Genomic DNA, 22,618 nt, shown 5'->3' with positions numbered 1-22,618 from the left:
AAGTGAGCGACGACAATTCACACTCAGACAACGGTTCGTCCGCAAAGAAAAACTGGCTGGAGCGACTGGGCCAGATGTTTCAGGGCGAACCGAAGAACCGGGAAGAGCTGGTTGAAGTGATCATGGACGCGGGTGAACGGGATCTGATCGATCAGGACACCAAGGACATGATTGAAGGCGTGCTGGAAGTCAGCGAACTGCGGGTTCGCGACATCATGATCCCCCGCTCCCAGATGGTCACCGTGGAGAAATCCCAGCCGGTATCCAGCTTCCTGCCGATGATTATCGAGTCTACCCACTCCCGCTTTCCGGTGGTCAACGAAGACAAGGATCATATCGAGGGCATACTGCTGGCCAAGGATCTGCTGCCCTACGGCTTTGGCCTCACCGAAGAAGACTTTTCCATCGACAAGGTGCTGCGCCCGGCGGTGGTGGTGCCCGAGAGCAAGCGCCTCGACAAGCTGCTCAAGGAGTTCCGCGAAGAGCGCTATCACATGGCCATAGTGGTGGACGAGTTCGGCGGTGTGTCGGGCCTGGTCACCATCGAAGACATTCTCGAACTGATTGTCGGCGACATTGAGGACGAGTACGACGCCGAGGAAAGCGCCGAAATCCGTCAGATCAGCAAACGGGTCTATTCGGTGGCCGCCCTCACCGACATCGAGGATTTCAACGACTTCTTCAACACCGACTTCAGCGACGAAGAGGCCGACACCGTGGGCGGCATGGTCATGCATGCCTTTGGTCACCTGCCCGGCAAGGGGGAACAGGTAGAGCTGGGCGGCTTCGTATTCAAAGTGGCCCATGCCGACCGTCGACGGCTGCTACAGTTACAGGTTAAGATACCGGACAATCAGGAAACCTCCTCGTCGGAGCCGGTATAAGTGCGTAAATTGCTGCCATTGTTCGGGGCCCTGCTGTGCGGGGCCCTTGGCGTTCTGGCCTTCAGCCCCTTTGATTTCTGGCCCCTGGCGCTGGTGTCGCTGGCCGGGCTGTTCGCCTTCACTCACCATTGTGCCCCCGGCCCGGCTGCCCGCCGCGGCTTTGCCTGGAGCTTAGGGTTATACCTGCCCGGTCTTTGGTGGATCCACAACAGCATGACGATGTTCGGCGGCCTGTCGCTGCCGGTGGCCTTTGTGCTGGTGGCCCTGCTGGCCGCCTATCTCGCCGCCTATACCGGCCTGGCGCTGTGGCTGGCCCACCGCCTGGTGGCGTCGCCCAAGGCGCGGCTGCTGTGGGTGCTCCCGGTGTTGCTGATCGGCGCCGACTGGCTGCGAGGCTGGATGCTCACCGGCTTTCCCTGGCTGTGGTTCGGCTACTCCCAGCTGGACGGCCCGCTGGCCGGGCTGGCCCCCATGCTCGGGGTGCAGGGCATCAGCTGGCTGCTGACCTTTTCCGCCGCCGCCCTGTACTGGCTGGGCGCCGAACTGCGCTGGCGGGCGGCAGCCTTTGCCTGCGTGCTGTGGGGCCTTGGCATGGCCAGCCAGCAACTGCAATGGGTCTCTCCCACCCAAGCCCTGCGGGTAGCGCTGATCCAGGGCAATATCGAGCAGTCGCTGAAATGGATTCCGGGCCAGCTGGAGCTCAGCCTGAAACGCTACCTAACACTGACCCGGCCGGCCCTCAATGCCGATGTGGTGATCTGGCCCGAGTCGGCGCTGCCCGCCTCGGAGCAGCAGCTGGCGCCCTGGCTGGAGCAGGTCGACAAGCTGATGTTTGAACGGGGTCAGGCCCTCATCACCGGCCTGGTGTCACGCCCGGGACAGGGCGAGGTGTACAACGCCGTGCTGGGCCTGGGCAGCGGCCAGTACCAGCCGGGCCAGGACAACCGCTACTACAAGCAGCAACTGGTGCCCATCGGCGAATTCGTGCCCTTTGGCGACTGGCTGCGGCCCTTGGCACCGTTTTTCAATCTGCCGATGTCATCCTTTTCCCGGGGCGAGTCCGGCCAGGCCGACATTAACGCCGCTGGCCAGGATCTGAGCGTGGCCATCTGTTATGAGGTGGCCTTTCCCGGGCTGGTGCGGGCCAACATGAAGCCCACTACCGACTACCTGCTAACGGTATCGAACGACACCTGGTTTGGCCGCTCCATCGGCCCCTGGCAACATCAGCAAATCGCCCGCATGCGCGCCCTGGAGCTGGGCCGGCCGATGATCCGCGCCACCAACAACGGGGTGACCCTGGTCACCGATGAGAAGGGCCGTATGGCCGCCAGCCTGCCCCAGTTTGAGCAGGGAGTACTGACCGCCGAGGTGATTGGCATGACCGGGCTGACCCCCTATGCCCGCTTTGGCAACCTGCCGCTGCTGGCGGTGCTGGCCCTCAGCCTGCTGATTGCCGCCCGTTGCCGTCAGCCGGCGGCGCAGCTGGTCATGGCCGAGCGGCAGCTGTTCAAGTAAGCCGAAGGGACAACGCGGCTACCTGACAAGATATGAAGTCAGAAGCCGCTTTCCCGGATCAGGACCGCCATCACCCTGCGCCCTTGCTGCCATAACCAGCTGCGCCGCTCCCCTTCCAGCCTGACCAGGCCGGGCAGGCGGGTATTCCTCCCCGCTTCATCACCGGCACCGGTCAGCGTCATGGAGATACGATACCGCCCCTGCTCGGGCACCAACAGGCCTTCTTCGACACGCCGCACCGCAATGGGACCACCGTATTCCGAGCTCAGCTCTCCCTCGGGCAGCGAGAATATGGCTCCGATATCCACCTCGTTTACCTCAACCGGCAGCGCATTCACGCCGGGGCGATCGGCGACAAATACTCCCTTGCTGCCCGGCCCGATCAAATGAAGGTACCGTTCGTCCAGATACCCTTTCAGTTGCAGACGCGCCGTATCCGTCACCGCCAGCAGGGCGGTATCGGCCCCCACCCACACTCCGGGGTGCCACTGGGCCATTTGTGTGATGCGGCCATCAAAGGGCGCTCGAATGGTGAGCCGGGCCTGACGCGCCAGCAAGCCGCTGCGCTGCTCCTGCAGGCGTTGCCGTTGCCGCTTGAAGACGGCCAGCTTGCCTTTTTCTGTGGATGAGCTGCCACTGCGATCCAGCAACTGCTGCGCCAGCCGCAGCTCTTCCTCCACCTGCCGCAGCTCAAAGTCCAGTTGCTCGGATACCAGCCGCAACAGCGGTTGTCCGGCCCGGACGCTATCCCCCTGGCGTACACTCACCTCGGCGATCACCGCCGGCTCGGCGGCAAACAGGGTTTGCTCATTCTGGGCCTGTAAAATGGCAGGGACGGGCACGCTGACCGGCAACGGCACCAGCCCCAGCAGCAGTATGCCAACCGCCAGCCCCCAGCCAAGCAGGCGACCGGCACTCAGTGAACACGCAGCCCGCTTTTTCCACCACATGCCGATTTCCCTCCAGATGGGCAGTACAATAAACCAGAGTATTTCCACGACAAACAGGGCGATCCCCAGCACCTTGAAAAACAGGTGATAGACCAGCAAGGCAATGCCCAGAAACAGAAAAAACCGATATACCCAGGTTGCCCAGGCATACGCCACCAGCAGCCTGACCCGGCCACGTGGCTGCGGCTCGGGAAGGGGCTCATTCAGCCCCAGCAGCAGATGACGAAGACGCCAGCGGCCAAAGGCAAACGCACGCGATTGCAGGTTTTCCATGCCCAGCCAGTCGGAAAAAGCATAGTAGCCATCAAAACGCAGAAACGGGCTGATATTCACCAGGACCGAGGTCACCCAGCTGGTAGTGGCCACAAAAAACGCCGCGCTGCGCAAGGGGCCATCGGGCAGCAGGTTCCATAGAAAGGTGGCCAGCAGGGCAAGATAGAGTTCGGTGCGTACACCGGCGGTGACGATCCGCAGTCGGGCCGCCCGGGATCTGAGACGCCAGGCATCGGTGGTATCGGTATAGAGCACGGGAAACATCACCAGCAAAGCCACCCCCATGGAAGCCACCCGGCACCCCAGACGGTTGGCGGCAAAGGCATGCCCCAGCTCATGGGCGCTTTTCACCATCGCCAGGGTCACTCCGTACAGCGCCAGCCCTTCCAGCGTAAAGAAATGCAAAAAAGTGGACCAGAATGTGTCCCACTGACGTATGGCCAGTATCAGGCCAATACCGCCGAGCCCGAGCAGCAGGTAATGGGTGGCAGGGGCAAACAGCCAGCCCAGCCGGGGCGTCCAGCGTGCCAGCCAGGGATCCGGCCGGAACAGGGGCAATCGAATAAACAGATAGTGGTGTATCAGCCAACGCCAAAAGCCGAGCAACCGGGCGCTGTAATGCCGATAGAGTCGTTCAGTGTCGTCCACGGAGCGCGACTCGACCAGGTGGTTGGCCACCATAAATTCAATAAAGGCCGTTAACTCTTCGGGCTGGTAGTCGTGGCCGCGGGCTTGCAGTTGAGATAAAAAACGCGCGGCGGCGAGGCCGGCCTGCCAGTGCCTGACCAGATACAGAGCCTCGGCCGACAGCGTGAAATACCGGTTACGCAGAGCATCAAATAACAACCAGCGGGGCGCCCCACTCTCGTCGGGGGCCCCCGGCAGCAAACGCAGATCCTGGCGCAGGGCGGGCAACACCGTGGTTTCCTGCATGACTTACCAGCCCAGCCACTGACGGGCGCTGGTGATCGGCCGCCGGAACAGGTAAAAAAACAAGCTGACCCGCTCGCCATAGACCTTTGCCGTGCCCCGGGTGCCGATGCGCGGCAGGCTCGCCGGCGGCGGCCCGGCCTCCAACCGCGCCACCAGCCGATATGCCATGCGGTTATCGGGGGTCTGCTGGGGCTTGTAATCCGCAAGGTGCAACCTGGCTGTCAGGGAGGACAGGGGGTCACTGTCGAGAAACACTCGGACTTCGGCCTCGGGCCTCAGGGCAATCGAATCCTTCACCGCCAGCATCAGCTCCAGCTCAATGACCTCGGGGTCGGCCAGCAGCATGATGCGCTCACCGATTTTGACCGGCCTTCCCTTCCATTCGTTGGGATCCCCCACCACCACAATGCCGCTGCCGGCCGCCGTCAGCATGGTTTTATCCAGGCGAGAGCGGGCGTGGTGAAGCTCGGCCTGCCGAAGCCTGACTTTTGATTCCAGCTCTGCCAGGCGCGCTTTTTGCGTGGGATCCATAAAACCGCTTTGCTGTACCGTTCTCAGCTCGGCCTGGGCCACCAGCAGCGCCTGCTGAGCAATGTCCACTTCGCTGGCCAGCTCGGTATCCTCGAACTGCACCAGCGGATCGCCTTGCCGTATGGGCTGATTGGGCTCCACCTCAAGATGCCTGACGGCCCCATTGAGCGGCGCGCTGATCACCCGAGGATCCCGGGCAATCACCTCCACCGGGGCCAGGGCACTGAGTCGTACCGGCAGCCCCATGACCAGCAATAACAGGAGTGCCAGCAACAGCCCGTTTCTGCGGGTACGCAGGCGCCGCAGCACATGCTGGAATGGTGTTCTGCGCTGCAGGGCAAACAGGGCGTGGCCCATGGTGCCCCCCAGGTGCTCCATGACACCCCGCTCCCGTTCGGACCAGGGTTCGGAACGAAACAACAGCAACACACCCAGCAATCGCCCTTCCTGTGCCGCCGCCCGAAGCGGGACACGAAGCACATGCGCCGGCGCCATTTCCTGCCAGTCGGACAGCAAAGCCTCGGGGGCCTGGCCGCATTCCAGAGCCAGTAACTGCCCGGCCCTTTCCTGCCGTGACAGATGGCGCTCCAGTCGCTCAATCCAGGCCACAAACGGCGAGGTATAGTCCACCGTGGGAATATCGGACGCCGCCATCACCTGCAGCCGGTCGGGCTCGCCGGTCAGCAGCACGCCCTGGGTATAGGCAACGCACTGGTGCGTTTGATTGACAATGGTATAAAACAGCTGCGCAAGGCTGCCGGCCTTGCGCAATTGTTGTTCCAGCCCCATCAGGGCGGCAACCTGTTGATTCACATCCATTCCTTACACCGTGCTCAAGATGCCCAGCAACCGGCTGCCATAGCTTTCCATTCCGTCCACCTCGCTGGCCAGTTGCTCGGACAGCGGAACAAAACCACTAGCCGCAGCCAGGGGCTCGGGGGTGCCGGCCTGCTGGCCACCTTGCAGCGCCTCTACGTCTACCCGGATTTCCAGGATGCGCACCTGGCCATCGCTGCCGGTGGCCTGAATTTGCAGGGTCAGCTCACGGATGTCGGCGGGAGCCAGCAGGCGGACATGACCGGTTTTGGGATCCACGCTGATCCAGGCTGGCAGTTCGGTGCCGTCGGGCAAGGCGCCACTGTAACGCTGTCCCTGTGTTCCCTGACCATCAACAATGCTGATCACCAGCTCGTTGCCGGCAGCGGAAACGATACGGGATACCCTCAGCGCTACCGCGTCCAGGGCCTGTTGCTGCCCCTCGCTGAACACCACCTCCCCCTGCTCGTTGACATTGACGTCCACCGATGCCCTGAGCGAGGTCTGCCCTTCGGCATTCACGGTTTGCACCACCAAGGCGCCGGGCTCCGCCAGCAATACCCTTTCGCCGGGGCCCACGGGGGCCACAAAGCCCGCCCCGGAAGGCTCGCCGGAATCCTGGTTCACCAGCCCCTGGGGCAAGGCAGACAGTTCAACCACCACCGGCGTTTTTTCTACCCGGACCGCAGGCATATCAATCCGGTTTACCGGCCGGTTCGCCGGCTCTTCCTTCGGGGGAGCCAACACCTCCAGCTGGAAGTGGCGAGTCACACTGGCGCCGGCCTGGTCCACCGCCGTCAGGGTAATCACAAACTTGCCGGACTCAACCGGCTTACCGACAATCACCCCGGTGCTGGGGTGATAGCTCAGCCCCTCGGGCAGCCCCTGAATGACAAAATCGAGTGCTTCCCCATTGGCGGCGCTGTCCACATCGGTAAACAGGGTGGAAATATCTCGGCGATAATCCGCCCCAAAATTCCACTGCTCATCAATGGCAGTGCCCTGGGCCACCGGGGCGTCATTGCGACCGTCGATAGTGATGGTCAGAGTGGCGCTGTCGGTCAGGCCATCGGTGTCGCTCAGGGTATAGGTGAAGACCTCGGTCAGGGTCTGGCCGCTCTGGCGCAGCGCCTGTACCTCGGTATTGTTCTCATCAATCACATAGCTGTAATTGCCGTCCGCATTCAGGGTCAGGCGGCCGTACTGGCCGATCAACGCCTGGCCGACGGTGCCGCCGGTACCGCTGCCGTCCTCGGCGCCGGTGCGAATGGCGGTGACGGTTTTGCTGTCGCCGTCGTCCAGATCGGTGTCGTTGCTCAGTACGTTTCCGCTGGCCTCGCTGCCCGCGGTGCCGTTGGCGCTGCCGCCCGCTTCCACCGCGGTGGCGCTGTCATTCACCGCCACCGGGGCGTCGTTGCGACCGTCAATGGTGATGGTCAGGGTGGCACTGTCACTCTGGCCACCGGTATCGGTCACCGTATAGCTGAAGCTGTCGGTCAGGGTCTGGCCGCTGACACGCAGCGCCTGCACCGCGGCGTTGCTTTCATCCACCACATAGCTGTAGTTGCCGTTAGCATTCAGGATCAGGCTGCCGTACTGACCCGCCAGCACAGTACCCACAGTACCGCTGATGCCAGAGCCCCCCTCGGCGCCGGTGCGAATGGCGGTGACGGTTTTGCTGTCGTCGCCATCCACATCGGTGTCGTTGCTCAGCACATTGCCGCTGGCGCCACTGCCGGCGGTGCCGTTGGCAATGCCGCCCGCTTCCACCGCAGCGGCGCTGTCATTCACCGCCACCGGGGCGTCGTTACTGCCCTCGATGGTGATGGTCAGGGTGGCGCTGTCGGTCAGGCCGGCGGTGTCGCTCAGGGTATAGGTGAAGACGTCGGTCAGGGTCTGGCCGCTCTGGCGCAGCGCCTGCACCGCCGCATTGCTCTCGTCGATGACATAGCTGTAGGTGCCGTCGGCGTTCAGCGTCAGGCTGCCGTACTGGCCCGCCAGCACTTGGCCGACGGTACCGCTGGTGCCGGAACCACCCTCGGCACCGGTGCGAATGGCGGTGACGGTCTGCGTCTCACCATTGGCGGCACCATCCGCATCGCTGTCGTTGCTCAACACGTTGCCGCTGGCATCGCTGCCCGCGGTGCCGTTGGCGGTGCCGCCCGCTTCCACCGCAGTGGCACTGTCATCCACTGCCACCGGGGCGTCGTTACTACCCTCAATGGTGATGGTCAGGGTGGCGTTGTCGGTCAGGCCACCGGTATCGGTCACCGTATAGCTGAAGCTGTCGGTCAGGGTCTGGCCGCTGACACGCAGCGCCTGTACCTCGGCGTTATTGTCATCCACCACATAGCTGTAGCTGCCGTTAGCATTCAGGATCAGGCTGCCGTACCGGCCTGCCAGCGACTGGCCGACGGTACCGCCGATGCCGGAGCCGCTCTCAGCACCAGTGCGAATGGTGGTCACGGTTTTGCTGTCGTCGCCATCCACATCGGTGTCGTCGCTCAGCACATTGCCACTGGCGCTGCTGCCCGCGGTGCCGTTGGCGATGCCGCCCGCTTCCACCGCAGCGGCGCTGTCATCCACCGCCACCGGGGCGTCGTTCACCGCTACTACTGTGACCGTCGATGCCAGGGACAGGGAGGCGGTGTTCACCCCGCCATCGGCCACGCCGCCGTCATCGCTCAGGCTGGTGAGGGTGACCACACGGTCGGCCGTGCCCGGATCCTCGCTGCTATTAAGGTAAGTCATGCCCTCGATCAGGGCTTCCAGCCCCTCGGCCGACAGATTGCCGCCGCTCAGCGTCACTGTCGCAGTGCCGCCGCTTACCGCCACCGAATAGCTCAGGCCATTGCCGCTGGTGGTACCACTGACCCCGTCGGTCAGGGTGATGCTGCTGCCGTCGACCCCGAACCGCTCTGCCGCGCCGTCGCTCAGGTTGCTGGCGGTCAGCACCAGGCCGCTCAGGTGCTGCTCGCTTTCCACCGCCGTCGCGTTAACGTTGTCGAACAGGGTCACCGCAGCACCATTCTCGGTGTAAGTGGGGTTTTTCGGGGTGGCCGTCAGGGTCGGCGCATCGTTGACCGCCACCAGGGTGATGGTGGAGCTCGCCGCCGTCACCGCCGTGTCGACACCGCCGTTGGCCTCACCACCGCTGTCCTTGAACGAGGTGATGGTCGCCACCCGCTCGCCGGCGGTGGGGTCCTCACTGGTGTTCAGGTAGGCCACAGTAGGGCCATAGAGCGACCAGATGGCGGCCTCTCGATTCCCCGTCAGGGTAATGGTGGCCGTGGTGCCGCTCACCGACACCGCATAGCCGACCGCATTGCCGCCGGTCGAGGTGCCGCTGGTGCCGCCGGTCAGGGTCACCTGGGTATCGTCGATAACCAGTTTTTCGTGGGCGCCGTCCGCCAGGTTGGTGAGCGTCAGCGTCACCTCGGTAATGTTCTGACCGGCTTCCACCGTGCTGAAGGTGGTCGTATCGAAGACGTTCACCGCCGAGCCGCCTTCGGTGAAGGTGGGGTTGGCCGGTGTGGCGCTCAGGGTCGGCGCATCGTTAACCGGCGTGATGTTGACCAGGGTCTGGTTGCTGCCGGCGCTGTTGGCGGCGCCGTCGCTGAAGGTCCAGTCCAGGGTAACGGAAACAGGCGGATCCTCGGCTCCGTTGGCATAGGTGAGGGACTGCAGCACCCCATCGACCATGGCCGAGGTGGCGTTGCCGTTAAAGGTGAGCGTGAGCAGGCCGTCCGAAAGGGTGGTGACCGTGCCCAGGGTTACGCCGTTGTAGGTGAAGCTCTGGCCTTGAGTCAGCGCGCCCAGCAGGCCGGCGTTGCCGAACTGATCGTCGGCACTGGTGCCTCCCTGACGAGACAGGGTGACGGTGGCACCGTCGTAATTACCATTGCCGCCGGCCAGGGCATCCAGCTCCGTATCCGACACGGTCACATCGCCGTCGATCACCACGGCGCTGCCGCCTTCCACAAAGGTGGCGCCGCCGTTGAGGTTGCCGAAGGCGGGCGGCGCGTTCACCGGCGCCTGCAGCATCAGTTCGTTGCCGCCACTGGTAGCGCCGCCGTCGGTGGCGCCGTAATAGGCGGTCAATACGGTACTGTTGCCGCCGGCGCTGAGGGTACCCCCTTCCGCCAGGCCGGCGAAAGTGCCGCTGATGGCGTCGCTGCCGTCATTGGTGATCAGCCGATAACTGTCGCCGTTACCCGGCGTGTAATCATGGGTGACCGACAGGGTCGCGCCCGAGTCGATGGTCACGCCGCCATGGACGGAAAGAATATCGTACTCATCCCCCAGGCTGGTGCCCTTGATATCCGCCACCAGGCTGCCGGTGGCGCCAAAGGCCAGGTTGCCGTTTACCACCAGTATGGCGGTGTCCCCCGCCGCGGCGCCCGGTGACAGGGTGCCGTTGACGGTCAGGCCACCGTTGATGATGCCGGTGCTCGCGCCATCGCCGCCGCCGGCCAGGATGGCGCCCGCATTCACGGTCACACCGCTGGTGTTGTTCAGGCTGCCGTTGAGCAGCAGAGTACCGGCGGAGACGGTGGTGGCGCCGCTGTAGCTGTTGCCGCCGCTCAGTTCCAGGGTGCCATTACCCGTTGTGGTCAGGGCATGGTCGCCGCTGATGGTGCCGCTCAGGGTCAATTGGGATCCGGATTGCGCCACCCGAATGCCCGCATCCCCCGACAGCGTGATATCGCCGGTGAGGGTGGCATCACCACTGCCGCTCAAGCTGAGTGCCCCTCCGCCGGTGAAACCGGGGGCGCCGGCGAGGGTCAAGTCCTCGGCCAGGGTGATGTTGTTCCCCAGCGACAGCGCCGCGCCATCGGCGACCGTGGTGCGGCCGGATGTGGCACCCAGGGCATTGTTGTGATAGACGCCAACGCCGCCGCTGTTGATGTGGGTGTCGCCGCTATAGCTATTGTTGCCGTACAGGCTGAGCCAGGAGCCGCCGGTCTTGGTCAGGCTGCCGGTGCCGGAAATCACCCCCGACAGGGTAATTATGTTGTCAGCGGAGAACGTGCCGCCGCCGACGCCCAGATTGATGGCATTGTCAATGGTGCCGTTGGCGGTGACCGCCAGGGTGCCGCCCGACAGCGTCAGGCTGCCGGAGCCCAGGTTGGCGTCGCCCACCACCGACAGGGTGCCCGCCGAGACGTTAGTGGTGCCGCCGTAGGTATTGGTGCCCGACAGCGTCAGGGTCCGCCCACCGAGCTTGGTCAGCGAGCCGCTGCCGGAAATGACGCCGGACAGGGTCAGGTCACCATTGACGACGAAGACGCTGCCCCCCGCGGCCCCCAGGGTAATATCCCTACTGAGGGTGAAGGTGGCATTGCCGTTGCTGAGGGTGCCGCCGTCCAGGGTCAGGGCACCGCTGCCGAGGTTGGCATCCGAGGTAATGGCCAGGCGACCCGCCGTGACCGTGGTGGTGCCGCTGTAGCCGTTGGTCCCGCTGAGGGTCAGGGTGCCGGCGCCGGCCTTGACCAGGGCACCGCTGCCGCCGATAACGCCGGTATAGGTACCGTTGGCGCTCTGGTCGAATGTCAGGGTGGCGTTGTTGGTGATGTCCCCCTGCAGGCTGGTGGTGGTGCCGGCCAGAGTGCCGGCCTCGACCGTCGTGCCGCCACTGTAGGCGTTGCTGCCGCCCAGGGTCAGGGTGCCGGTCCCGGTCTTGACCAGGGCACCGGCGCCGGCAATGGCGCTGTTGACCGTTAGGCCGTCGCCCGCGCCGTTGCCGATGGAAAGGCTAACCCCGGACACCAGGGTGATGCCGCTGCCGCCGATGATCAGGCCGGGGGCCGCATCGGCATCCAGGGTCAGGCTCTCGCTCAGCGCCAGGCTTGAGTCCAGGATCAGGGTCTGGCCGGCCAGGCTTGAGCCGAACACCAGGGTCTGAGCACCGTCCTGACTGGCGGACTGAGCCACGGCCTCGCGCAGGGAGAAGCCGTCGCCGGTGTCGCCATCGCCGTCGTCGGCCAGCTGATCCACGTAGATGGTATCGCTGGCGACGGTGACCTCGGCGCTGGTGGCGCTGGTGCCGTCACTCAGACTAACGCTCAGGGTGGCATCGCCATAGGGAGTGTCATTGCGGTAGTTGAGGCTTTGCAGCACCTCCTGCACCAGGGCCGTGGTGGCAGTGGTGCCGCTGCCGGTGAAACTGACGGTGAGCACGCCATTGCTGTTGGTAAAGGTGGCGAAGGTCTGGCCGCCGGACTGCAGCGCGTCGCCGGAGACAGTGAAGCTGGCACCGGCAGTCTCGAAGCCCAGCACGTCGTTCACCAGGCCGCCGCCCGCACGTTGCACCGTCAGGCTGGCGCCGGACCAGTCGCCTAGGCCGCCGTTGAGCGCACCCAGCTCGGTGTCGGTCACGGTCAAATCGCTGCCAGCATCCAGGCTCACGGTATTGCCCGCACCGGGCCAGGCCACGGCGTCGCCATCCAGGTTGCCAAGCACGGGGGCGTCGTTGGCCAACACCAGGTGGTCGTAAACAAAGTTGTCCACCGCCAGGTAATTCATCGAGCCGCCGATGACAAATTCGACGGTGTCGATGTCGGTGGTCAAAAAGTCGGTGCCGGTGAGATCAATGCGCTGCCAGGCACCGCCCTGAGCGATGGGATCCTGGCCATAGGCAAAACTGGTGACGGTGGCCGAGACCACCTGCTGGCCGTTACGCAAGCCCACGACGGTAATGGACTGCCCCGCCGCCATGACGGCACCGCCGCCGTTGCTCGAGGGCCAGACATCAAACATATTGGCGCGAAAGGTATAGCCGTCCGGGGCACTGATACCGCCAATATTACCGGTGCGATCCTGGCTAAAAACAGAGTCCATATAGGCATCGGAGTTGCCATTTTCACCGGGAATACTCGAGCCATAGTTGGTGAGTTTCTGCCCCACCATGTTGCCGGTGAGGGTAAAAGACTGGCCGGACGAGACGAAGCTATCATCGTTGTTGCTGACCGACTCGTAGTCGACGGCATCGCCGGTGCCGCTGTTCTGCAGGGTGATGGTAACGGTGGCATCGGCGGTATTGTTACTGCCACCGCCGTCATCGGCCCGCACCGTCAGGGTGTAGCTGGCGGTGCCGTCTTCAAAGTCCAGATCGGCGGTGTCGTTGACGGTGATCACCCCGGTGGTGGCGTCAATGTTAAAGGGCAGGTTGCCGTCCCGGTCACCGTCGGTATTGCCGGACACAATGCTGTAGGTCAGGCCGCTGTCGGTGGCACCGCCATCGCCGTTATTGGCATCAACGTCAAATACGGTGGTGCCGTTGGCGCTGTTTTCGTCCAGCTGAACAGTCTCGCTGCCGTCGCCCAGGGACGATTCAAAGGCCGGCGCGGCATTGGCCGGAGCCGTTTCGATGGTGACACTGAAGGCAAGATCAAAATCTGAAAAAGGCGTCCCGTTATAATAAAGCAGCCCACCGCCATAACCTCCTTGAGCTATGACCAGGCTATAGGATTCGGGATTGGAGAATTCAAAGGTATACGACCCCGCTTCAAGTACTCCGTTGTAGTTAATCTCGATCTCATAAAGGGTGTAACTATTGTCGCCATTCACGGTACCGACGCTTTTAAGATCAATTCCGGTCTGTTCATGAACTATTTCACCGCCTAGACCTTCCTCCTTGTAAATCGTCAAGGTTGAAGTATTTTGTAGCTGCGTAACGCCGTTAAGAGAATGGGCAATACCAATCTTGGTCAGCCGCCCACTCTCGGTAACGGTAAAGGACTGCCCCACAGCATCATTACCGTTCGTCTCCATAACCCATGTTGAGTCATTCTTGATCGTGGGTTCGGCCAGGGTATGGGAAAAGGCCGCCATGGCCTCGGCCGAGATGCCGTCATCATCCGTGTCGATGGTGCCCCGGTTCACTTCCAGCTCCCAGTCGCCGCCGAGGGTGGCGGCGCCGGTCAGGTCATCCGAGGCCGCCACGTCGGCGCCGGTGAGCTCAGCAAGCCGCTCCACAAAGGCCTGGCCCTCGCCGCCGGCCACGTCACAGCCATACAGCAGCAGATCCCCATCCTGGTTCAGGGCTCGGCCCAGTATGCCCAGCTCGCCGGCGCGGTTTTCGGCCTCGGTGCCATTCAGGGTCAGGCTGCCCAGTTGCACCTGACCTTCATCGCCATGGCTCATCAGGTGAATGGCGTCGTAACCCTCATTTTGTTGCGCCCATACCGCCAGCTGCGCCAGCCCATCCTGGCCGGCGTCGAGCAACCGCACCTCGATGCCGGCGCCAATGCCGTCCACCAGCGTCTGGTAGTCTTCCACCCCGGTGTCGACAAAGGCCACTTCCTTGCGGCCCTGGTTCAGGGCCGGATCCGCTCCTCTCACCTGGGTTGGCGCCAGGGCGGTAAAGTGCACCGACTGCTCGGGCGCGGTGCTGTGGCTGGCCGCATCCTGGTGGTCGACATCCGTCACCATCTCCACGGCGGTGGCCACCGCCGCCCCGTCGAGCAGGATGCGGGGCTCAAGGGCGGTGATCAGCGGTTTACGACGAAATCCGAGTAAGTGCTTGGCATTATTGGGCGTGTTCATGGCATCGGTCCCTGATGGGTAAAAACGGACAGGTTCATGGCCTGCCCATCCTTGAAAAACAACCTGGCGTTATTGGCCGCCGGCACGGGTGAAATAAGCGGTGGCACTCATGCCCGGCATCATGCCCGAAGGCTGCGCGAGCCGGGCCCGCAGCAGCAGGGTCTGGCTAACCGGATCAATGGCCGGGCTGATGGCGGCCAGGGTTGCCTCGACCCTGGCCCCGGTTTCATCAAGCGCCAGGGTCAGCGGCAGCTCGGGCTGTAACCAGGTCAGCCAGGTGGCGGGCACCACCACCTCGGCTTCCAGGCGTTGATCGGCCACTATCTCCAGCAACTCCTGCTGCTGGCGAATGTTTTCATGGCGGTTGACCAGCACCGTCACCACCTTGCCGGCATAGGGCGCCTTGATGCTGCAGCGTTCGGTGTTCAGCCGGGCGATGCGCAGTTCGGCCTGGGTCTGGGCATATTCCGACTGGGCCAGGGCCACATCCAGGCTGCCGATGGAGCGCAGTTCGTTCAGCTGGCGGGCGTTGTCCAGCTTGACTCTGGCCGCCTTGTTTTCGGCGGCCACCTTGGCGGCCTGGGCTTCATACAGGCTGCAATCGAGCCCGATCAACAGCTCTCCTTCACGAAAGCTGTCCCCCACGCGTTTGGGCAGCTGATTGACCCGGGCCGCCAGCTCTCCCGAGAGCACGGCCCTGTCCAGCGCCTTGATCACCGCCCGCGCCTTGTATTCCTCGGCATGGCCGGACCACGCCGGCAACAGCAGGGCCGCCAGCAGCAGCCCCTTGCAACCAACCAGCTTGCCCACCTCAGGCCCCCTCGGCGTGTTTGGCATCGTTGTTGGCCGAAGCCGGTGTCGTGTTCCCGGCCGGCGCCTCGACACCGGCCTCCGCCAGCTCGCCTCGCTGCCAACGCTCAAAACGGGCACCAATAGTGTCAGACAATTGTTTTACACTGCCCTGGGCATAGTCTTCGGGCAGTAAATCCATGCCCATGGTCATAAAGATACGGCCATAGCTGTTTTGCAGATCCGCATAAGCCACATCCCGGCGCAGCTCGGCCAGCAGGGTATTGAGCGACTCGCGGATCAGCTCCAGCTCCGAGCCTCGCTTCATGCGGGCGGCATTGGCGGTCTGCTCGCTGATGCGGCTGGCCACCTGCAGATAACGATCGGCCAGTTCAAAGGACTTTTGTGACTCCTGATAGCGAATATTGGCCAGGTGCACCTGCGTCAATACCGCCATGGAGGAAGCCAGCCGCTGCTCTTCGGCGATCGCTTCCCGGGTGTTGGCCAGCCGTCGTTCACTGCCCACCTTGAAGACATCAAACAGGTTCCAGCTCACCTGGGCGCCCAGGCTGGTCCAGTCCTGGTTCAGCAGGTAATCACTGCTGTCGTGGTAGGCGCCGGCGGTCAGGCTGATTCCCGGCAACATTTTCAGCAGGGCGGCACGGGTGTCGGCGGCGGAAATTCGCTGCTGATAATAGGTTTCCATCAGCTCGGGGCGCTGTGTCAGCGCCAGCTCTTCCATGGTCGACAGCGTTACCGTCAGGGCGGGTATGTCAAAATCCGGCTGCTCGACATCCTGCAGTTCAAATGCAGTGCCCGGTTTCAGGCCCATCAGGGCGGCCAGCTCGGTTTTGGCGTTGGCCAGATCCTGTTTCAGCGTCTGCAGGGCCCGCAATACATCCAGCAGCTCACGCTGGTAATAGAGGGCTTCCATCGGCGAGCGCAACTGCAACAGCTCCACCCGGCGGGAGTCATTAAGGGCGGAGCCGGCCTGGCTGATCAGCGGATCGATTTTCTGCAGCAGTCGCTCGGCCGACACCGCCCGCCAGTAGGCACCGCGCACTTCCTGCACGATATTGTGGGCCACCTTGCGTTCCCGCTCCCGGGCAATCAGGTAGCGATCCGCATGTTGTCCGGCACGCACATAAGACAGGCCGAAATCCAGCACATTCCAGCTCAGGGCCAGATCATAGGTGGAACGCTGCTTGTCCTGGGAGATGGAGTAGGAAGGGTTGTCTCCCAATGGCGCCGGCTGGCCATTGTCAAACGGCACACTGGCCGAGGCGGCATAATTGCTGCGGGCAGAATAACCGGCTGATGCCGCCAGGCTGGGCAACATTTCATGGCGGACCAGTTCCAGCTGCCCCTGCTCCATGGCCGACTCCAGTGCCTTCAGTTTTCTGTCCCGGTTGTTGCGCACCGCCCGGGCAATGGCTTCCTCCAGTCCTATGCTGCCCTGCACCTGCTCCTGCTCGTCGGCCAGCCGGGCCAGATCGGCCTGTACGGTGCCGTTGATGTGTTCTGAAGAAATCCTTTCCGGGGTCACGGCACAGCCACTGATGGCCAGCACCAGTGAGGAGGCAAGCAAGGTCTTTTTAAACATGTATCAGTCTCTTAATGTTCGGGAGCCAGCATCCGTCTGGCCGCATGCACGCAGGCTGATGTTAGCCAACAACGATTGACGCTTTGTGAATTCAAAAAAGCGGGCAGGTAGGACAAGAGCGAAGGAGTCGAATACGAAATGCTGCGGAACGGGCTCCCCGATTCCCGACTGTTCAGTAAGAGCAGCCTTGCAAACGCGAGCCATCGTCCATGAGTAACCCGACAAAAGTGCGTATTAAAAACGCACAAACGTTAACATTGCGGTGGTGAAGTTTCAAATGAAAATACGACAGATTCTTTCGCTAGTGGAGCAAAATATGTCCGCACAAGATGCCAGCACGGTCAGGGCGTGAGCGGATGGCGAATAAAGGTGTGGTGGCCGCATTCCAGGCAGGTGGTCAGCACCACCGGATGAGTCACTTCATGGCGGTGGGCACAGAGGGTACAGTCGTACAGGCCCGGGCCCACCACTTCACCGGCCTGGTATTCGCCGTGGTGCGCCAGATCTTCGCCCAGCTCCTGCCATTCCAGCTGGCTCTTGTCGGTCACCCCGGCCAGCCAGCCCCAGACGGTTTCACTGATCCGGCGGTAAAACAGGCTGTCGCGAAAACCGCCCTTTTCATCACCGAAGGCGGCCAGATCCCGCTTCACGTATTCGGCGATCAGCGCCAGCTCGTCCTTGGTCAGATCCCCCGCGGCCTCCATGTAGGCCTGGGTCTTTTCCACCGCTTCACGAATGGTGGTGTTCTCTGCCATTTCCCACTGTCGCTGCAACTCTTCCACAAAGGCGTCGTAACCTTTTCTGTGTTTGTCGTCTTGTTCGCTCATGGTCTTGTCCTCTCAGGCAGGCCCGGGGTGAGCTATTGTTGCTGACTACCCCCTAAGGTATTCTATGCCGATTTATCGCTGGTGTTACCACTCATTTACGGAACCGGACGTCATAATGCAAGAGCAATACAATCCCCAGAATATCGAGCCCCAGGTGCAACGCCACTGGGACACGCAGCAGACCTTCAAGGCCACGGAGCAGCCCGGCAAAGACAAGTTCTATTGCCTGTCCATGTTCCCCTACCCTTCAGGTCGGCTACATATGGGGCACGTCCGTAACTACACCATAGGCGACGTCATCTCCCGCTACCAGCGACTGCAGGGCAAAAACGTGCTGCAACCCATCGGCTGGGATGCCTTTGGCCTGCCCGCCGAAAACGCCGCCATCAACAACAAAACCGCGCCGGCGCCCTGGACCTACGAAAACATCGACTACATGAAAAACCAGCTCAAGCGACTGGGTTTTGGTTACGACTGGGACAGAGAGCTGGCCACCTGCACCCCCGAATACTACCGCTGGGAGCAATGGTTCTTTACCAAGCTGTATGAAAAGGGCCTGGTCTACAAGAAGACCTCCTCGGTCAACTGGTGCCCCAACGACGAAACCGTGCTCGCCAACGAGCAGGTCAACGACGGCTGCTGCTGGCGCTGTGATACCCCGGTGGAGCAAAAGGAAATTCCCCAGTGGTTCATCAAAATCACCGACTACGCCGATGAGCTGCTGCGCGACATCGACGAGCTGGAAGGCTGGCCCGAGCAGGTGAAAACCATGCAGCGCAACTGGATTGGCCGCAGCGAGGGCGTGACCCTGCGCTTTGATGTGGCCGGCGCCGACGACGGCTTTGAGGTGTACACCACCCGCCCCGACACTTTGTTTGGTGTGACCTATGTGGGCATTGCCGCGGGCCATCCGCTGGCCGCCAAGGCCGCCGAAAACAACCCTGCACTTGCCGCCTTTATCGACGACTGCAAGCACAACAAAGTCGCCGAGGCCGACATGGCCACCATGGAGAAAAAGGGCATGGCCACCGGCCTGATGGCGGTGCACCCGCTCACCGGCAAGCAGGTGCCTATTTGGGTCGCCAACTTCGTGCTGATGGATTACGGCTCCGGCGCCGTGATGGCGGTGCCCGCCCACGACCAGCGTGACTACGAGTTCGCTACCAAATACGGCCTCGACATCGTGCCGGTGATCAAGCCCGCCGACGGCAGCGAACTGGACGTAAGCCAGGAGGCCTTCACCGAAAAAGGCCTGCTGTTCCACTCCAATGAATTCGACGGCATGAACTTCGAGCAGGCCTTTGACGCCATCGCCAGAACCCTGGAAGAAAAAGGCCTGGGCCGGCGCACCGTCAACTTCCGCCTGCGCGACTGGGGCGTGAGCCGCCAGCGTTACTGGGGTGCGCCCATTCCCATGCTCAACCTGGAAGACGGCTCCGTCGTCGGTGCGCCGGAAGAGTCCCTGCCGGTGGTGCTGCCGGAAGACGTGGTGATGGACGGCATTCAGAGCCCGATCAAGGCGGATCCCGAGTGGGCCAAAACCACCTATCACGGCCAGCCGGCGCTGCGGGAAACCGACACCTTTGACACCTTTATGGAGTCGTCCTGGTACTACGCCCGCTACTGCAGCCCCGACTACGATCAGGGCATGCTGGACGTGGAAAAGGCCAACTACTGGCTGCCGGTGGATCAGTATATCGGCGGCATCGAGCACGCCTGCATGCACCTGCTCTACGCCCGTTTCTTCCACAAGCTGCTGCGCGACACCGGCCTGGTGGAGTCCGACGAGCCGTTCAAGCGCCTGCTGTGCCAGGGCATGGTGCTGGCCGACGCCTTCTACCATATTGACGACAAGGGCGGCCGCACCTGGGTCAGCCCGCTGGACGTGACAGTGGAGCGGGACGAAAAGGGCCGCATCAGCAAGGCCACCGACAAGGACGGCCGCGAGCTGGTGCACACCGGCATGACCAAAATGTCCAAGTCCAAGAACAACGGCATCGACCCCCAGGTCATGGTCGACAAGTACGGTGCCGACACCGTGCGGCTGTTCATGATGTTCGCCTCTCCCGCCGACATGACCCTGGAGTGGTCCGACTCCGGAGTGGAAGGCGCCCAGCGCTTCCTCAAGCGGCTGTGGAAGCTGGTGTTCGAGCACCAGTCCCACGGCGCCGCTCCGGCCCTGAACCTGAGCGGGCTGAGCAGTGAGCAGAAGACCCTGCGCCGGGAGCTGCACAAGACCATTGCCAAGGTGAGCGACGACGTGGGCCGCCGCCAGACCTTCAACACCGCCATCGCCGCCATCATGGAGCTGATGAACCACCTGGCCAAGGTGGACATGAGCGACGAGCAGAACCGCGCCCTGTTGCAGGAAGCGCTGGAGGCCGTGGTGGTGATGCTGCATCCCATCGTGCCCCATGCCTGCTTTGAGCTGTGGCGTGCCCTGGGCCACACCGACATCGATCACGCCGCCTGGCCGGTGGTGGATGCCGAGGCCCTGGTGGAAGACGAAAAGCTGGTGGTAGTGCAGGTCAACGGCAAGGTGCGGGGCAAAGTCACCGTGCCCGCCGATGCCAGCCAGGACGCGGTTGAAAGCGCCGGCAAGGCCGATGACAACGTGGCCCGCCACCTGGATGGCAAGACCATTCGCAAGGTCATCTACGTACCCGGCAAACTGCTGAATATCGTGGCCAACTGACCAGACGGTGAGGAGTGAGGTGAAAGGAGAGAGGAGCAAACGCCTCACTCCTCACCCTTCACTCCTCACGGCAGAATCAAGGAGTTGTGATGCTCACTCGAATCAAGGCCATTATGCTGCTGTCGCTCACCCTGGTGCTGGCCGGTTGCGGCTTTCAGCTCAGAAGCGGCGACAACCTGCCCCCCGAGTTGCAGCGGCTGGTGCTCAGTGGTGACGACAAGACCCAGTTCTACCGGCTGGTGTCGGCCCGCCTGCTGCGCGCCGGTGTGGTGCTGGTGGACAACGACGGCGACACCCCGGTGCTGACCATAGCCCCGCTGGGCCAGGCCAATACCACCGCCTCGATCAATCCCCGGGGCGATACCCTGGAATACGCCATGCGCTTTGGCACCCGCTTTACCCTCGACATGCCCGACGAGCCGCGTCAGGTGTTCAATGTGGCCTTTAACCGCAGCTTTCTCGACAAGTCGGCCCAGGCCTTGGCCTCCAGCCGGGAGCAGCAGCAGCTGCGGGAACAGATGGAGCAGGAAGCCGCCGAGCAGATCCTGCGTCAGCTGAGTCGTCTGTCGTTCTGATGCGTCTGTATCCCGAGCAACTGGGCAAACATCTTCAGGCAGGGCTGGCGCCCTGCTATTTCGTTTATGGCGACGACCCCCTGCTCAAACAGGAGTCCCTCGACGAGCTGCGCCGGGCCGCCCGGGCCCAGGGCTTTGATGAACGCCACAAGTTCGACGCCGACGACGGCCTGGACTGGGACGCCATCTTTGACGCCAGCCAGACCCTGAGCCTGTTCAGCCGTCGGCAGATTATCGAACTGACCCTGCCCGACAAGCTCGACCGCACCGGCTCCGACCGGCTGCGGGAACTGCTGCGCCAGTGCCATCCCGACCTGCTGTTGCTGGTAAGCGGCCCCCGCCTCAACCAACAACAGCAGAAAACCGCCTGGTACAAGGCGCTGGCCGAGGCTGGCCCGGTGGTGCCGGTATTCACCCCGGACGCCCGCCAGCTGACCCGCTGGCTGGAGCAGCGCCTGCGCCGCCATCATCTCTCGGCCGAGCCCGATGCCCTGCACTGGCTGACCCTGGCCTTTGAAGGCAACCTGCTGGCCGCCGCCGGCGAGATAGAAAAGCTCGCCCTGCTCGACCTGCCCCAGCCGCTGACCCTGGCGGCCCTGCAGCAGGCGGTGCAGCCCCACTACCACTTCAATCCCTTTCAGTTGCTGGATCCGCTGCTGCAGGGCAAGGTCAAACGGGGCTGCCGCATTTTGCTGCAACTGCGCCAGGAAGGAGTGGAAGCGGGCATGCTTTGCCATTTGCTGGCGAAAGAACTCACCACCCTGCAAGCCCTGCAGGCGGCCCTGGCCGGCGGCCAGTCCTTTCACCAGGCCGCCGCCGCATTGCATGTGTGGTCCAGCCGCCAGCCCCTGATGCAGGCGGCCCTGAACCGGCTGCGGGCCCCCAAGCTCGCCGCCCTCGCGCGCATGCTGGCCGCCGCCGACGCCGCCGTGGCGGCCTTTGATGACGACGCCGCCTGGCGCTGGCTGCAGGCGCTGTGCGTGGGGTTTCTTGACGACAACAAGCCCATGATATTGCCATGACTGCACCCATCGGATTGCTGGGGGGCACCTTCGACCCCATTCATGTCGGCCACCTGCGCACCGCCATTCAGGCGCAGGAACAACTGGGCCTGAGTGAAGTACGGCTGCTGCCCAATCATATTCCGCCCCACCGGGCCACGCCCGACAGTGCCCCCGGTCACCGCCTGGCCATGACTCGCCTGGCGGCGGCGGCCACCCCCGGGCTGACGGTGGACGAGCGGGAGCTGCACCGCACCACGCCCTCCTACACCATTGACACCCTGATCGAGCTGCGCGCCGAGCTGGGCGCGCGACCGCTGTGCTTTATCATGGGCATGGACTCATTGTGCAGCCTGGACAAGTGGCACCGCTGGCAGGAGCTGCTCGATTACGCCCATCTTGTGGTAAGCCACAGGCCCGGCTGGCAACCCGAGTTCAACGACGCCCTTGAGCGGCTGTACCGGCGCCACGGCACCCGGGATCGCGAACGCCTGCACCGCGCCCCCGCCGGCCATATTTTCCTGCTCGACAACCCGGAGCTGGAGGTGTCGTCCACCCAGATCCGCGAGGGCATCCGCCGGGGGAACAATCCGCAATATTTGTTGCCGGATGGGGTAGCGAACTATATTCGACAACAGGGACTCTATATCGGGTCCGTGGTATAATTTACGCTGTT

12 protein-coding genes are annotated in these 22,618 nt (G+C 63.1%); 6 read left to right on the top strand and 6 right to left on the bottom strand.

Annotation, left to right across the window (positions count from 1 at the left end):
- Window positions 1-2 precede the first annotated feature (2 nt).
- Window positions 3-884 carry a CNNM family magnesium/cobalt transport protein CorC gene (gene corC / locus GU3_RS06440; protein ID WP_014291720.1) on the top strand — a complete coding sequence of 294 codons (882 nt, stop codon included), beginning with the start codon at window positions 3-5 and terminating at the stop codon, window positions 882-884.
- Window positions 885-2,402 (top strand): apolipoprotein N-acyltransferase, encoded by a 1,518-nt coding sequence (gene lnt, locus GU3_RS06435; protein WP_014291719.1) that lies wholly within the window; start codon window positions 885-887, stop codon window positions 2,400-2,402. It begins immediately after the preceding gene.
- A 38-nt stretch (window positions 2,403-2,440) separates the two neighbouring features.
- On the opposite strand, the gene GU3_RS06430 is transcribed toward lnt, so the two are convergent.
- The 6 genes from GU3_RS06430 to GU3_RS06405 form a co-directional block, all read right to left on the bottom strand.
- Complete coding sequence (locus GU3_RS06430) at window positions 2,441-4,558, bottom strand: efflux RND transporter periplasmic adaptor subunit (RefSeq protein WP_014291718.1); 2,118 nt, start codon at window positions 4,556-4,558, stop codon at window positions 2,441-2,443.
- A gap of 3 nt (window positions 4,559-4,561) precedes the next feature.
- Window positions 4,562-5,908: an efflux RND transporter periplasmic adaptor subunit gene (locus GU3_RS06425; protein ID WP_014291717.1), complete on the bottom strand. Its 1,347-nt coding sequence runs from the start codon at window positions 5,906-5,908 to the stop codon at window positions 4,562-4,564.
- Between the two features lie 3 nt (window positions 5,909-5,911).
- Window positions 5,912-14,452 (bottom strand): VCBS domain-containing protein, encoded by an 8,541-nt coding sequence (locus GU3_RS06420; RefSeq protein WP_014291716.1) that lies wholly within the window; start codon window positions 14,450-14,452, stop codon window positions 5,912-5,914.
- Between the two features lie 69 nt (window positions 14,453-14,521).
- Window positions 14,522-15,262: an efflux RND transporter periplasmic adaptor subunit gene (locus GU3_RS06415; RefSeq protein ID WP_014291715.1), complete on the bottom strand. Its 741-nt coding sequence runs from the start codon at window positions 15,260-15,262 to the stop codon at window positions 14,522-14,524.
- Between the two features lies 1 nt (window position 15,263).
- Window positions 15,264-16,844 (bottom strand): TolC family protein, encoded by a 1,581-nt coding sequence (locus tag GU3_RS06410; protein ID WP_014291714.1) that lies wholly within the window; start codon window positions 16,842-16,844, stop codon window positions 15,264-15,266.
- A 341-nt stretch (window positions 16,845-17,185) separates the two neighbouring features.
- Complete coding sequence (locus GU3_RS06405) at window positions 17,186-17,671, bottom strand: zinc ribbon-containing protein (RefSeq protein ID WP_014291713.1); 486 nt, start codon at window positions 17,669-17,671, stop codon at window positions 17,186-17,188.
- Between the two features lie 115 nt (window positions 17,672-17,786).
- Between GU3_RS06405 and leuS the strand changes: the two genes are divergently transcribed.
- The 4 genes from leuS to nadD all read left to right on the top strand — a co-directional run bounded on the left by leuS (window position 17,787) and on the right by nadD (window position 22,607).
- Window positions 17,787-20,366: a leucine--tRNA ligase gene (leuS, locus tag GU3_RS06400; RefSeq protein ID WP_014291712.1), complete on the top strand. Its 2,580-nt coding sequence runs from the start codon at window positions 17,787-17,789 to the stop codon at window positions 20,364-20,366.
- A gap of 89 nt (window positions 20,367-20,455) precedes the next feature.
- On the top strand, window positions 20,456-20,941 hold the full coding sequence (lptE, locus tag GU3_RS06395) for an LPS assembly lipoprotein LptE (RefSeq protein WP_014291711.1): 486 nt from the start codon (window positions 20,456-20,458) through the stop codon (window positions 20,939-20,941).
- Entirely contained in the window at window positions 20,941-21,963 is a 1,023-nt protein-coding gene (gene holA / locus GU3_RS06390; RefSeq protein WP_014291710.1) for a DNA polymerase III subunit delta, read from the top strand. The genes lptE and holA overlap by 1 nt, the downstream gene beginning before the upstream one ends.
- Window positions 21,960-22,607, top strand: coding sequence for a nicotinate-nucleotide adenylyltransferase (gene nadD / locus GU3_RS06385; RefSeq protein ID WP_014291709.1), 648 nt, complete (start codon window positions 21,960-21,962; stop codon window positions 22,605-22,607). Before holA ends, nadD begins: the two co-directional genes overlap by 4 nt.
- The last annotated feature ends 11 nt before the right edge of the window (window positions 22,608-22,618 follow it).

Source organism: Oceanimonas sp. GK1 (assembly GCF_000243075.1).
Lineage (GTDB): Bacteria > Pseudomonadota > Gammaproteobacteria > Enterobacterales > Aeromonadaceae > Oceanimonas.
Note: the sequence above shows the minus strand (reverse complement) of the source record. Positions and strands in the feature narration are given on the sequence as shown.